The 12891-nt window shown below is 73.7% G+C and carries 11 protein-coding genes; 6 read left to right on the forward strand and 5 right to left on the reverse strand.

What is annotated here, in order from left to right; all coding sequences use genetic code 11:
- Nucleotides 1-3 precede the first annotated feature (3 nt).
- On the forward strand, nucleotides 4-2010 hold the full coding sequence (locus IFT88_RS04695; RefSeq protein WP_192119124.1) for a thioredoxin domain-containing protein: 2007 nt from the start codon (nucleotides 4-6) through the stop codon (nucleotides 2008-2010).
- 97 nt (nucleotides 2011-2107) lie between these two features.
- Here the strand turns inward: IFT88_RS04695 and IFT88_RS04700 are convergent, their stop codons facing one another.
- The 4 genes from IFT88_RS04700 to IFT88_RS17590 all read right to left on the reverse strand — a co-directional run bounded on the left by IFT88_RS04700 (nucleotide 2108) and on the right by IFT88_RS17590 (nucleotide 6262).
- The gene (locus IFT88_RS04700; RefSeq protein ID WP_056229083.1) at nucleotides 2108-2992 is read right to left on the reverse strand and encodes a sulfurtransferase; all 885 of its coding nucleotides are present in this window, start codon (nucleotides 2990-2992) and stop codon (nucleotides 2108-2110) included.
- A gap of 111 nt (nucleotides 2993-3103) precedes the next feature.
- Nucleotides 3104-3670: a CoA-binding protein gene (locus tag IFT88_RS04705; RefSeq protein ID WP_043593450.1), complete on the reverse strand. Its 567-nt coding sequence runs from the start codon at nucleotides 3668-3670 to the stop codon at nucleotides 3104-3106.
- Between the two features lie 6 nt (nucleotides 3671-3676).
- A complete protein-coding gene (locus tag IFT88_RS04710) occupies nucleotides 3677-4969 on the reverse strand; it encodes an O-acetylhomoserine aminocarboxypropyltransferase/cysteine synthase family protein (RefSeq protein WP_137847220.1) in 1293 nt (430 codons plus the stop codon).
- Nucleotides 4970-5065: 96 nt separating this feature from the next.
- Entirely contained in the window at nucleotides 5066-6262 is a 1197-nt protein-coding gene (locus IFT88_RS17590; protein ID WP_192119125.1) for a glycosyltransferase, read from the reverse strand.
- A 38-nt stretch (nucleotides 6263-6300) separates the two neighbouring features.
- Here IFT88_RS17590 and IFT88_RS04720 point away from each other — a divergent pair, with 38 nt between their 5' ends.
- Genes IFT88_RS04720 through IFT88_RS04730 form a run of 3 tightly spaced genes read left to right on the forward strand, consistent with a single transcriptional unit; the run spans nucleotide 6301 to nucleotide 9077 of the window.
- Nucleotides 6301-7260 carry an NAD-dependent epimerase/dehydratase family protein gene (locus IFT88_RS04720; RefSeq protein WP_192119127.1) on the forward strand — a complete coding sequence of 320 codons (960 nt, stop codon included), beginning with the start codon at nucleotides 6301-6303 and terminating at the stop codon, nucleotides 7258-7260.
- Nucleotides 7253-8089 carry an MBL fold metallo-hydrolase gene (locus IFT88_RS04725; protein ID WP_192119129.1) on the forward strand — a complete coding sequence of 279 codons (837 nt, stop codon included), beginning with the start codon at nucleotides 7253-7255 and terminating at the stop codon, nucleotides 8087-8089. The genes IFT88_RS04720 and IFT88_RS04725 overlap by 8 nt, the downstream gene beginning before the upstream one ends.
- A gap of 49 nt (nucleotides 8090-8138) precedes the next feature.
- On the forward strand, nucleotides 8139-9077 hold the full coding sequence (locus IFT88_RS04730; protein WP_043593456.1) for a 3-oxoacyl-[acyl-carrier-protein] synthase III C-terminal domain-containing protein: 939 nt from the start codon (nucleotides 8139-8141) through the stop codon (nucleotides 9075-9077).
- Nucleotides 9078-9131: 54 nt separating this feature from the next.
- Here the strand turns inward: IFT88_RS04730 and IFT88_RS04735 are convergent, their stop codons facing one another.
- A complete protein-coding gene (locus IFT88_RS04735) occupies nucleotides 9132-10871 on the reverse strand; it encodes a dolichyl-phosphate-mannose--protein mannosyltransferase (protein WP_192119136.1) in 1740 nt (579 codons plus the stop codon).
- Between the two features lie 46 nt (nucleotides 10872-10917).
- Between IFT88_RS04735 and rsmI the strand changes: the two genes are divergently transcribed.
- Both rsmI and IFT88_RS04745 read left to right on the forward strand, forming a co-directional pair.
- On the forward strand, nucleotides 10918-11745 hold the full coding sequence (gene rsmI / locus IFT88_RS04740) for a 16S rRNA (cytidine(1402)-2'-O)-methyltransferase (protein WP_192119138.1): 828 nt from the start codon (nucleotides 10918-10920) through the stop codon (nucleotides 11743-11745).
- Between the two features lie 93 nt (nucleotides 11746-11838).
- Nucleotides 11839-12831 carry an NADP-dependent oxidoreductase gene (locus tag IFT88_RS04745; protein ID WP_192119140.1) on the forward strand — a complete coding sequence of 331 codons (993 nt, stop codon included), beginning with the start codon at nucleotides 11839-11841 and terminating at the stop codon, nucleotides 12829-12831.
- Nucleotides 12832-12891: the final 60 nt, after the last annotated feature.

Below are 12891 nucleotides of genomic sequence, written 5' to 3' on the forward strand. Positions count from 1 at the left end.
CGCATGCCGAACCAGCTGCGAGACGCCGTCAGCCCCTACCTCAGGTCGCACGCCGACAACCCGGTCGAGTGGCGCGCCTGGGGGCCGGGGCCGTTCGCCGAGGCCGTCGAGCGAGACGTGCCCGTGATGGTCTCGATCGGCTACTCGACCTGCCACTGGTGCCACGTCATGGCGCGCGAGAGCTTCTCCGATCCCGAGGTCGCGGCGCAGCTCTCGGCAGGGTTCGTCTCGGTGAAGGTCGACCGCGAGGAGCATCCCGACGTCGACTCGAGCTACCTGGCCGCCGCGTCGGCCTTCACCGAGGGGCTGGGCTGGCCGCTGACCGTCTTCGTCACGCCCGAGGGTCGTCCTTTCTACGCCGGCACGTACTTCCCGCCGGTGCCCGTGCAGGGTCGACCGTCGTTCCGACAGGTGCTCGACGCCGTCACCGACGCGTGGACGACCAGGCGGTCCGAGGTCGACGCGACCGCGTCGGCGGTGCAGGAGGCGCTGGCCGCGGGACCCGCGTCGGTCACCGGCACCGCGCCTCCTGGTCCCGGTGCCGGGGTCGCCCTGCCGGGGCGCCCCGAGCTCGCCCACGCCGTCGCCCGGCTCGCCGCCCACGAGGACCGTGAGCACGGAGGATTCGGCGGGGCCCCGAAGTTCCCGACGGCGCCGGCCCAGCTGGCGCTGCTCGCCCTCGGCGCCGGGGGAGACGACGGTGCGCTCGAACTCGTGTCGCGGACGCTCACCCGGATGGCCGCGTCGTCGCTGCGCGACCCGGTCGAGGGCGGGTTCTTCCGGTACGCGGTGCGCCGCGACTGGTCCGAGCCGCACTACGAGCGCATGCTCTACGACAACGCGCAGCTGCTGCTCGCCTACTCGCGGCTCGCGGTGCTCGACGCGGGCCAGGACGCCACCACCGCCCCGGCCGCCCCGGCCGCTCCTGCCGCCCCGGGCACCGCGCCGACGTCGGCAACTCAGGAGATCGACACGCTTCCGGCCCGGGTCGCCGCCGGGGTCGCCGATTTCCTGAGTTCCCGACTGCGCACGGTCGACGGCGCCTTCGGCTCGGCGCAGGACAGCGAGAGCACGATCGACGGCGTCCGTGACGAGGGGGGCTACTACCGGCGGGACGCCGCGGGCCGCGCGGCCCTCGACCCGCCGCCCGTCGACGACAAGGTGCTCACCGGCTGGAACGGCCTGGCGATCGCGGCGCTCGCCGAGGCGGGGGCGCGACACGTCCGGCCCGAGTGGGTCGGGACGGCGCGGGGCGCGGCCGACCTGCTGCTCGCGCGTCACGTGACCGACGACGGTCGTCTGCTGCGCGCCTCCGTCGGGTCGACCGTGTCGGACGCCGTGGCGACCCTCGAGGACCACGGTCTGTTCGCGTCCGGCCTGCTGGCCCTCTCGCTCGCGACGGGCGAGGCCCGGTACGCCGTCGCCGCGCGGTCGTTCGTCGACGCCTGCCTGCTCGACGAGGCCGACCCGAGGATCGTCGCGGCGCCGTCGGGCGGCGACCCGGTGCTGGTCTCGCAGGGCGTGGCCCTGTCGAGCGACCCGAGCGAGGGCGCCTACCCGTCGGGACGCAGTGCGGTCGCGGCGGCCGCGCTCACGCTGCACCAGCTCACCGGGGAGGCGCGCTACCGGTCCGTCGCCGAGCGGCTCGTCGCCGAGGTGGCCGGTTCGGCCCTCGACAACCCGCTCGCGTACGGCGCGGCCTTCGGGCTGCTCGTCGAGCTCGAGGCCCCGCTGACGCAGCTGGTCGTGGTCGAGCCGGCACCGTCGGCCCGCGCCGACGGTGCCGACGACGGTCTCGCCCGGCGCGCGCGGGGCCTCGTCCGTCCCGGCAGCGTCGTCGCCGTGCTGGACGAGGAGGCGCTATTCGCGTTCGAGCACGCGGGCTTCGAGTTGTTCGCGGGTCGCTCGGCTCCCGGGCGCGTGCCCACCGCGTACCTGTGCCGCGACTTCGTCTGCCGACTGCCGGTCACGACCGGCGACGACCTGGATGGGCTGCTGCTCGAGGCGTGACGGCACGGCCGCGTCGGTCGCCGAGGCTCAGGCGTCGCGCCGGGGAGGCCGTCGGGGCGCCGGGCTGGGGCACCGTGCGGGCTGTCGAACGGAGGGCTCAGGCGGCGGCGGGGACGAGCGGTGCGGCCGGGTCGGCGACCCACTCGGCGAGCGAACCGTCGTACACCGCGACGTCGGGGCGGCCGAGGACGGCGAAGGCGAGGGCGTCGACGCTGGCCGACACCCCCGAGGCGCAGTAGACGACCGTGCGCGGTTCGTCGGGCACGACGGCGAGGCGGTCGCGGAGCACCGGGTCGCGGGCGAGGGTGCCGTCGTCGGCGAGGAGCGTCTCGGCCGGCACGTTGACGCTGCCGGGGATGTGCCCGGCGCGGGTGAGCGGGCTCGACGTGCCGTCGAACTCGTCGCGGGGCGAACCGGAGACGAGCGCTGCTCTCTCGTCGCCCGCCACCACGGACTCGACGAAGGCCTTGTCGACCCAGTGGTCGGGACGTTCGGTCGCGACGAACGGGGCGGGCGTCGGCAGGACGTCACCGAGGTCGTACGGCTTGCCCTGCGCGAGCCACTGCGACCACCCGCCGTCGAGCACCGCCACGGCGTCGTGCCCGTAGGCGCGGAACAGCCACCACAGGCGGGACGCCCAGCGGCCGTCGACCGTGTCGTAGACCACGACGGTGCTGTCGTTCGAGACGCCCAGGGCGGCGACCGCGGCCTGGAAGCGCGCGGCGCCGGGACGGGTGAAGGGCAGGCCGGAGTCGGGGTCGCTGAACTCCGCCACCAGATCGGCCAGGACCGCCCCGGGGACGTGCCCGTCGTGCTCGAACCCGTCCCGGCCGGTGGCGTAGGCGACGGATGCGTGGTCGGTGTCGCCGTCGAGTCCGAGGTCGACGAGGACGGTCGCGTCGACGATCGTCAGGTCGTCGGCCCCGAGGTGGTCGGCCAACCACTGGGTCGAGACGACGGGTGAGGTGAGGACGGGTGCCATGCGGCCCACGCTAACTCCGACAGGTGACATTGGACCCTGAGTCCGCAACGAAGCGTCACAGGGTCTGCGCCGGAACAGCCGGGGAGACCGTCACGGGCCCTGACGGACGTGTCAGCGACCGGCCTTCTTCGCGGTGATCACACCGGTGTCGAAGCCCATGAGGTTGAGCCCGCCGTTGAACCGGGCGTGCTCGACCTTCATGCAGCGGTCCATGACGACGGTGAGCCCCTGCTCTTCGCCGTAGCGGGCGGCCTCTTCGTCGTAGATGCCGAGCTGCACCCAGATCGTCTTCGCGCCGATCGCCAGGACGTCGTCGACGACCGACCGGATGTCGGAGGCCTTGCGGAACACGTCGACGACGTCGGGGACCTCGGGCAGCGAGGCCAGGTCGGGGTAGGCCTTCTGGCCGAGGATCGTGTCGGCGCGGGGGTTGACGAAGTAGACGCGCAGATCGGTCGACTGCTGCAGGTACGTGCCGACGAACGAGCTGGACCGGCTGGGGTTCGGTGAGGCGCCGACGACGGCGACGCTCTTCGCCGACCGCAGGATCGCCTGCCGCTCGCGGGCCGACGGCCCGACCCAGGTGCGTTGCGACTTCAGCAGCTTGGCGAGGGGCGACGACGAGGGCAGCTCGCAGGTCAGCCCGTTGGTCAGCTGCGTGGTGACGGTGTCGGTCACGTCGGGTCACTCGCCTTTCGTCGCCGCGGCCAGCGCCTGGTCGAGGTCGTGGATGATGTCGTCGGGGTCTTCGATGCCGACGCTGATGCGCACCGAGCCGGGCAGCACGCCCGCGTCGACGAGCTGCTGCTCGCTGAGCTGGGCGTGGGTGGTCGAGCCCGGGTGGATGACGAGCGTCTTCGCGTCGCCGATGTTGGCGAGGTGGCTGGCGAGCTCGACCGACTCGATGAAGGTCTTGCCGGCCGGACGACCGCCCTTCAGCTCGAAGGTGAAGACCGAGCCGGGGCCCTTCGGCAGGTACTTCGCCGCACGCTCGTGGTGCGGGTGCCCGGGCAGCCCGGCCCACCGCACGCGCTCGATGCGCGGGTCGGCGTCGAGCCACTCGGCGACCTGGCGGGCGTTGTCGACGTGGGCCTGCATGCGGAACGGCAGGGTCTCGACGCCCTGGGCGAGCAGGAAGGCCGAGTGGGGAGCGAGGGCCGGCCCGATGTCGCGCAGCTGCTCGGCGCGCAACCGGGTGAGGAAGGCGTACTCGCCGAAGTTGCCGGACCAGTTCAGCCCGCCGTAGCTCGGCACGGGCTGGTCGAAGAGCGGGAAGCGCTCGCTGTCCCAGTCGAAGCGCCCGGACTCGACGACGACGCCGCCGAGGGTGGTGCCGTGCCCGCCGAGGAACTTCGTGGCCGAGTGCACGACGACGTCGGCACCCCACTCGATCGGCCGGTTGAGGTAGGGCGTGGCGATGGTCGAGTCGACGATCAACGGCAGGCCGTGCGCGTGGGCGACGTCGGCGAGGCCCTCGAGGTCGGCGACCTCGCCGGACGGGTTGGCGACCGTCTCGACGAACACCAGCTTCGTCTCGGGTCGGATCGCGGCGGCGTAGTCCGCCGGATCGGAGGACTGCACGAAGGTCGTCTCGACGCCGAAGCGACGCAGCGTGACGTCGAGCTGGGTGATCGACCCGCCGTAGAGGTTCGCGCTGGCGACGATGTGGTCGCCCGCTCCGGCCAGCGAGGCGAAGGTGACGAACTGGGCGCTGAGCCCGCTCGCCGTGGCGACGGCGCCGAGGCCCCCCTCGAGGCTGGCGACGCGCTCCTCGAAGGAGGCGGTGGTCGGGTTGGCGAGGCGGCTGTAGATGTTGCCGTACTTCTGCAGGGCGAACCGCGCCGCGGCGTCGTCCGTGTCGTCGAACACGAAGGCGCTGGTCTGGTAGATGGGCAGCGCCCGCGCTCCCGTCGCCGCGTCGGGGATGTTGCCCGCGTGGATCGCCCGCGTGCGGAAGCCGTACTCACGATCTGCCATGCCCCCACGCTAGCCGCTGGGCGTCACGCGGGGACCCGGGACGTCACACGGCGGAACACGGCCGACCCGCGCCTCCTGCGGGGGAGGAGACGTCGGTCAGTCGCGGGCCACCACCCTGTCGTAGACCTCGAGGGCGTCGTCGACGTGCTGCGCCGCGCGATCGCGCTCGGCCACCATGACGGCGCTCGCCGCGCCGAGGGCGTCCGGTTCGCGCACCAGCCGGCGGACTTCGTCGACGATGCCGTCGACGTCGGGCGTCGGGGTGACGAAGCCACCGCCGGGCGGCACCACCTCGGCCAGGTCGGGGTCGCAGTACAGGACGGGCAGTCCCGTCGCCATCGCCTCGAGCATCACCATGGGCTGGTTGTCGAAGTCGACCGAGCTCGAGACGAGCAGGTGGCTGCGGCGCATCGCGGCGAGCACCTCGGCGTGGGGGACGGCTCCGTGCAGCGTCACGGGCCCGCCCAGCCGCTCGAGCGCGCGCCGCTCGGGGCCGTCGCCGTACACGTCCACCCGCACAGCCGACCCGAGTCGGAGCGCGGCCTCGACCAGCGCCGCGGGCCTCTTCTCTCGCGAGAGGCGCCCCACCCAGACGACGGTCACCGTCTCGCCGGGGACGAGGAGGCGCGGGGCGGGTTCACCGATCGCCGCCAGCACCGACGGCTCGAGTCCGTTCGAGGACACGCTGACCGGGGTCGTCACGCCCTGGGCGACGAGCTTGCGGGCGAAGTGGGCCGAGGGGACGAAGACGTGGGCGCTGGCCCGGGACTGGGCGAGCATGAGCCGCCACATCCGGCGGGCCGAGACGGTCGCGGTGTACGGCGTCCCGGGCTCGACCCGGAGCCCCCGCCGGCTCACGTGTCGGGCGTGGAGGGCGCCGAGCAGTGCCGTCGTCACCGCGGGCAGGGGCAGGGCGTGAGCCGTGTAGACGTCGACCCGGCCGTGCATCGTGTGGACGACGGGCAGACCGAGCGACCGGGCCGCCGTGATGGCGCCCAGGGCGGCGAACATCTCGGAGTGCGTGTGCACCACCTCGATGCGACGGTCGACGAACTCGCGGCGCAGCCGGTCGGCGACGCGGCGCGGCGACCAGGCGAACGGGTAGCCGTCGGGGCGGAACCATCTCGCCACCGGCAGCGCGACCACCCCGGCGTCGTCGGACGGCCCGGCCAGGGGGCAGAACACGGTGACCTCGTGTCCGGCGGCCGCGAGGGCCTCGGCGAGCGCCTTCACCGCGGTCTGCACCCCGCCGAGCGTGGGCGGGTAGTAGTCGGTCACGAGGGCGATGCGCACGGTCCGATCCTAGGGACCGATCCGTCTAGCATTCGGGCATGGACTCCTACCTCGTCACCGGTGCCAGCGGGTTCGTGGGGGGTCACGTCGTCCGCGACCTGCGCCGCCGTGGCCACGACGTCGTCGCGGCGGGCCGTCGGGCCGACCGCCTGCCGACCGGGGGCGAGACCTTCGTGGGCGACCTCGACGACCTGGCCCGCGCCTCCCACCGGGTCGACGTCGTCGTGCACTGCGCGGCGCTCTCGTCGCCGTGGGGTCGCCGGGCCGAGTTCGAGCACGCCAACGTGACCGGCACGGCGCGCGTGCTCGACTTCGCCCGGCGGGTGGGCGCTCGGCGTCTCGTGCACCTGTCGTCGCCGGGGATCTACGCGGCACCCCGCGACCGGGTGGGCATCCGCGAGGACGAGGTCGACGCGCGACGCCCCATGAACGAGTACATCCGCTCCAAGCTCGCGGCCGAGGCGTTGTTGTCGGCCGCCGCCGCCCGGTCGGACGCGCCCGAGATCGTCGTGCTGAGGCCGCGCGGCATCGTCGGGCCGGGCGACCCGAGCCTCGTCCCGCGCCTGCTGCGCGTCCACGCCCGGGTCGGGGTGCCGCTGATGCGGGGCGGCCGCGGGCTCGTCGATCTGACGTCGGTCGAGAACGTCGCACTCGCGATCCGGCTCGCGGCCACGGCCGAGGGGGTGCACGGTGAGGCGTTCAACGTCACGAACGGCGATCCCCGTCCCTTCGGCGAGGTCCTCGAGCAGCTGCTGCGCGGCCTCGACCTGCCCCTGCGGAGCCGCCCCGTCCCGGCGCGGGCCGCCTACGCCCTCGCCGGCGTGCTCGAGGGCGTCTGCTCGGTGCTACCGGGGCGCCCCGAGCCGCCGATGACCCGGTACACCGTCACGACCATCGCGCACTCGCAGACCCTCGACATCTCGAAGGCGCGGCGACTGCTCGGCTACGAGCCCGAGGTGACCCTCGACGAGAGCCTCGCGGGGTACGCGCGTGCGTGACCGCGACGCACCGGGGGCCGACGCGCCAGGGGGCGACGTGCCGGGGGCCGACGCGCCCGACCCGACGGCGACCCGCCTCGAGTACTTCGCCTGCGGCGAGACCGGCCACGACATGGGCCTGCTGACGCGGGGAGGTGCCCGGGGGCGACGGGTCTTCCCGTCGGGGGCGTTCCTCTGGACGTCCGCCACCCGGCGGGTCCTCTTCGACACCGGCTACGCCCCGCTGCCCTGGCGGGCCGGGCCCGCGGCCTGGGCGTACCGGCGCCTCCTGCCGCCGACCGTGCCCGCCGGCGCCACGATCGCCGAACAGGTCGACCCCGCCACGGTCACCCACGTCGTGCTGTCGCACCTGCACCCCGACCACGTCGGCGGCCTGCGGTCCTTCCCGCACGCGACGCTCGTCCTCAGCGAGGGTCTGGCCCGCACCCTCGGCCGGCCGCGGCTGCGAGACGGCGTGCTGCGCCGTCTGCTGCCCGACGGGTTCGACGTCGGCCGGGCGACGGTGGTGTCCGACTTCGCCGACGGGCCGTTCGGGCTGCGCGTCGCCGACCCCTTCGACGACGACCGCTACCTGCTCGTCGACCTGCCGGGTCACGCCCGGGGTCACCTGGGAGCCCTCGTCGAGGGGCGGGTCGTGCTCGCCGGCGACGCGGCCTGGGGACGCGACCTGCTGGGCCAGGAGGCCCGCCTCCGTGCGGTGCCCCGCCTGGTGGCCCACGACGGTGCCGCGCAGGCCCGCACGGCCCGGTCGCTCCTGGCGGCCGAACGGTCCGGCGCGCGGTTGCTGCTCGCCCACGACCCGCACCCGACCCGGACGGACCTACTCTGAGGAGCGCACCGGCGGGGGTCCGGTGCGCGTCGACACGAGGGGGACGACCATGAAGAACTGCCAGATCGCCGGTTGGGGCACCTATCTGCCCGACGAGGTGGTGACCTTCGGGTCCCAGACCCGGTACCGGATCGCCGACCACACCTCGCAGCTCGACATGCTCGCGGCGGCCGCCGAACAGGCCCTCGAGCGTGCGGGCCTGCGCCCTGACGACGTCGACTGCGTCATCGCGGCCTGCGCCGCCGGCGTCCAGCCCATCCCGTGCACCGCCGCACTGGTCATGGAGCGGGTCGCACCGGGCGCGGCGGCCGCGGCGTTCGACGTCAACTCGACCTGCACCAGCTTCGTCACGGCCGTCGACGTCGCCTCCCGCTACCTGGCCGACGGCGAGTACGAGAACGTGCTGATCGTCTCGGGCGACGTCGGCTCGAGGTTCCTCGACCCCGGCCAGCGCGAGAGCTTCGAGTTGTTCTCGGACGCGGCGGCCGCGGTGGTCCTCACCCGCGGCGCCGACGATTCCGAGGGGCCGGGCGTCATCGCGAGCCTGCAGCGCACCTGGCCGGAGCACGCGCACGACACCGAGCTCCGCGGCGGGCTGTCGCGGCACCCGGCGCAGGCCTACGCCGACGGCGACCCGAGGGACTACCTCTTCGACATGAACGGTCGGCGGGCGCTCATGGGGATGCTCGCCGTGCTGCCGGGCTTCTTCGCGTCGTTCTTCGAGAAGGCCGGCCTCGGCCTCGACGACGTCGACCTCGTGGTGCCGCACCAGGCGAGCGGAGCGCTGGGCATCGCCATGCGCCGGCTCGGCATGGCGCCCGGGACCTACGTCGACGCCGTGGCCGAGTACGGGAACATGGTCTCGGCGTCCGTGCCGTACACGCTGGCCCGCTGTCTCGACGACGGCCGCCTGGGTCGCGGCGACACCGTCCTGCTCTGCGGCACGGCGGCCGGTCTCACCGCGAACGCACTCGCCCTGCGGCTCTAGGCGACGGCGACGGCGACGGCGACGGCGACGGCCGCGACGGTCGGGCCCCCGCGTCTACTTCCAGCTGGGGATCCAGTAGTGCAACCGGATGAACTCCCAGTCCTCGAGCTGAGCCGTCCACAAGGGGTAGAAGAAGACCGAGACGGCGACGGCGACCACGACGACGATCGCCGTGACGCCGATGCCGCTCAGTCGACGGGACCGATCGTCGGTGCGTCGTCCGAGGACGATGCCGAGCACCGCGGCCAGGCCGAGCACGAGGTAGGGCTCGAACGCGATCGTGTAGAACTGGAACACCGTCCGGTCGGTGAACGCCAGCCACGGCAGGTAGGCCGCCGCGACGCCGACGAGGATCGCCCCGTACCGCCATTCGCGGTACCGCGCGACGCGGTAGACGAGGTAGAGGCAGGCCGCGACCGCCGCGTACCAGATCAGCGGGTTCGCGACCGAGGTGATCGCCTCGCCGCACCGGGCCACGTCGCAGCCACCCTGGCCCTCGTCGAACCCCTGGTAGTACATGCTCGTCGGCCGCAGCATCAGCAGCCAGGTGAGCGGGTTCGCCTGGTAGGCGTGGGGGGTGTGCAGACCGACGTTGAACCCGTAGACGCCCGCCTGGTAGTGCCAGAAGTTCTGCACGACGTCGGGCACCCATGCCAGGGCGCCCGTCCACCGCGTGCCGCCGTCCTCGACCCAGCTGCGGTAGTAACCGCCCGACGTCACGAACCAACCGGTCCAGCTCGCCAGGTAGGCCACCACGGCGATCGGCACGGTCAGCAGGAAGCTCACCGGTGCCTGCTTGAAGAGCGTGCCGGACAGCCAGAACTCCACGCCGGCCCGGCGGCGCGCCACCATGTCGACGACCACCGTGTAGACCGCGAAGAACGCCAGGAAGTACAGGCCGTTCCACTTCACGGCCGTCGCCAGTCCGCACAGGAGGCCGGCCGTGACGAGCCAGGGACGCGCCCACAGGGCAGGACCCCAGGCGATGTCGCGACCGGCACCGCGCCTCCTCGCCCGCCAGGCCTCGAGCCGCCGGGCGCTCTGCCGGCGGTCCAGCAGCACCGCCCCGAAGGCCAGCAGGCCGAAGAACATCACGAAGTTGTCGAGCAGGGCCACCCGTGACATGACGATCGCGTGCCCGTCGATCGCGAGGAAGAACCCCGCCAGCGTGCCGAGCAGCGTCGACCGCAGCAGCAGCGACCCGATGACCGCGACCAGGGCGACGGCGAGGATGCCCACGACGGCCGTGCTGATGCGCCAGCTCGCCGGGTTCTCCGGGCCGGCCGCCGCCATGCCGAGGCCGATCAGCCACTTGCCGAGGGGTGGGTGCGCCACGAACGACGGTGACGCGAGGAACCCGTCGACCCCGCCGGCGGCGAAGGTCGGGTCGTAGTCGGCCGGCCACGACCCCTCGTAGCCGAGGTTGAACAGCGACCAGGCGTCCTTGACGTAGTACGTCTCGTCGAACACGAGGGACGCGGGGGAGTTCAGGTGCCACAGGCGCAGCACCGCGGCCAGCAGCGTGACCGCGAGCGGGCCCGCCCAGGCCCAGACGCGACTCCTGACCGGGGTGCGCAGCACGCGACCCCACCAGGCGTCCAGCCGGGTCGGGGGAGCCTCGCGGGTGTGGGCCGGGCTCGCGTCCTCGACCGGCGTGCCGACGTCCGGGACGATCGCCCGGCCGGCGAGCGGACCGGCCGGCACGAGGGCCGGCTCGCCCGCCACCGGACGGGCAGGAGGCGCGGTGTCGGTCTCGACGAGCGCGTCGAATTCGCGCTCGGGCCCGGTCGTCATCGGGCCATCGTAAGTGGGCGGTCCGGGGCCGGGGGACAATGGGCGGGTGATCGTGCTCGCCGCCACCCCCATCGGAAACCTCGGCGACGCCAGCCGCCGCCTGATCGAGACGCTCTCGAACGCCGAGGTCGTCGCCGCCGAGGACACGCGCACCGCGATCCACCTCATGCGCGCCCTGGGCGTCGAGAACCGCCCCCGCCTGATCGCCCTGCACGAGCACAACGAGCGCGAGAAGGCGGGCGAGATCGTCGAGCTGGCCCGCGCCTCTGACGTGGTCGTGCTCACCGACGCCGGCATGCCCGCCATCAGCGACCCCGGGTTCCCGCTCGTCGAGGCGGCCGCCGCCGCGGGAGTGACCGTCACGGCGATCCCCGGCCCGTCCGCGGTGCTCACCGCGCTCGCCGTCTCGGGGCTGCCCACCGACCGTTTCAGCTTCGAGGGCTTCCTTCCGCGGAAGCAGGGCGACCGGCTGCGCGTGCTGGGCGCGCTCGCCGACGAGCGCCGCACCATGGTGTTCTTCGAGTCGCCGCACCGCCTGGCCGATTCGCTCGGTGACCTCGTGACGGCCCTCGGGGCCTCGCGTCGCGTCGTCGTCTGCCGCGAGCTGACCAAACTGCACGAAGAGGTGCGCCGCGGCACCGCGGCCGAGCTCGCCGAGTGGGCGGCCGACGGCGTCCGAGGCGAGATCTGCCTCGTGGTCGAGGGTGCCCCCGAGCGCGTCGTCGACCTCGCCGCCGGGCTCGTGCAGGTGCAGGCCCTCGTCGCCGACGGCACCCGCCTCAAAGAGGCCACCGCCGACGTGGCCGCCGCCACGGGTCTGTCGAGGCGCGACCTCTACCAGGCCGCCCTCGCCGCCCGCCCGCCCCGCGCGTAGGGCGTGGCGTACCCCGCCCAGCCCGGCGGGTGCAAGCTCGGAGGAGGCGCGTGCCCGGCGGAGGCGCGGCCCACCACGAGCAGGAGGTACGACATGAAGGCGGTCCGTTTCGAGCAGTACGGCGACATCGACGAGCTGAAGGTCGAACAGGTGGCGAAGCCCGAGGCGGGTGCCGGCCAGGTCGTGGTGGCCGTCAAGGCGGCGGGCCTGAACCCCGGTGAGGCGGCCATCCGCGCCGGACTGATGCACGACGCGTTCCCCGCGGCGTTCCCGTCGGGGCAGGGGACCGACTTCGCCGGCGTGGTCGACGAGGTCGGCGCGGGCGTCGACGAGTGGTCCGTCGGTGACGAGGTCGTCGGGTGGGCGAACCGGTCCTCGCACGCCGAGTTCGTCGTCGTCGACCACGACGAACTCGTGGCGAAGCCCGAGAACGTGCCGTGGGAGGTCGCGGGCAGCATCAGCGTGACCGGACCCACCGCCTACGCCGCGCTGCGTGCCGTGCAGGCCACCGAGGGCGACACGATCGTCGTCTCCGCCGCGGCCGGCGGCGTCGGCGTGATGGTGTCGCAGCTCGCCGTCCTCGGCGGGCTCACCGTGATCGGCACGGCGAGCGAGCGCAACCACGACTTCCTGCGGCAGCTCGGCGTCACGCCCGTGGAGTACGGCGACGGCGTCGTCGACCGCATCCGCGAGGCCGCCCCCCAGGGCGTGGACGCGTTCGTGGACTGCTTCGGCCAGGGAAACGTCGGGTACGCCCTCGAGCTCGGCGTCGCGCCGCAGCGCGTCGACACGATCATCGACTTCGCTGCCGTCGAGCAGCACGGCGTCAAGGCCGAGGGCAGCGCCCAGGCGACGTCGCAGGCCGTGCTGTCCGAGCTGCTCGAGCTGATCTCGACCAACAAGATCATGGTGCCGATCGACGGGATCTTCCCCCTCGACGACGTCAAGGACGCCTACCGCGACCTCGAGGACGGCCACGCCCGGGGCAAGTACGTGCTCGGCATGGACGTCGTCGAGTACCCGGGCGAGCACGCCGGCGAGCGGGCCGGCTCCGACGACCGCACCGAGGAGCACGACGCGACCTGACCGGTCGACGCGACCCGCGCCTCCTCGTCCCCGACGGCGGACGCAGGAGGCGCGGGTCGC

It is taken from the genome of Frigoribacterium sp. CFBP 8751, from assembly GCF_014841545.1.
Taxonomy (GTDB): Bacteria; Actinomycetota; Actinomycetes; order Actinomycetales; family Microbacteriaceae; genus Frigoribacterium.

Excerpts from the sequence above, each read along its gene's own strand:
- IFT88_RS04745 (WP_192119140.1), top strand. The coding sequence starts at position 11,839 with ATGAAGGCGGTCCGTTTCGAGCAGTACGGCGACATCGACGAGCTGAAG.
- IFT88_RS04730 (WP_043593456.1), top strand. The coding sequence starts at position 8,139 with ATGAAGAACTGCCAGATCGCCGGTTGGGGCACCTATCTGCCCGACGAG.
- IFT88_RS04720 (WP_192119127.1), top strand. The coding sequence starts at position 6,301 with ATGGACTCCTACCTCGTCACCGGTGCCAGCGGGTTCGTGGGGGGTCAC.
- IFT88_RS04700 (WP_056229083.1), bottom strand. The coding sequence starts at position 2,992 with ATGGCACCCGTCCTCACCTCACCCGTCGTCTCGACCCAGTGGTTGGCC.
- IFT88_RS04710 (WP_137847220.1), bottom strand. The coding sequence starts at position 4,969 with ATGGCAGATCGTGAGTACGGCTTCCGCACGCGGGCGATCCACGCGGGC.
- IFT88_RS04695 (WP_192119124.1), top strand. The coding sequence starts at position 4 with ATGCCGAACCAGCTGCGAGACGCCGTCAGCCCCTACCTCAGGTCGCAC.
- IFT88_RS04735 (WP_192119136.1), bottom strand. The coding sequence starts at position 10,871 with ATGACGACCGGGCCCGAGCGCGAATTCGACGCGCTCGTCGAGACCGAC.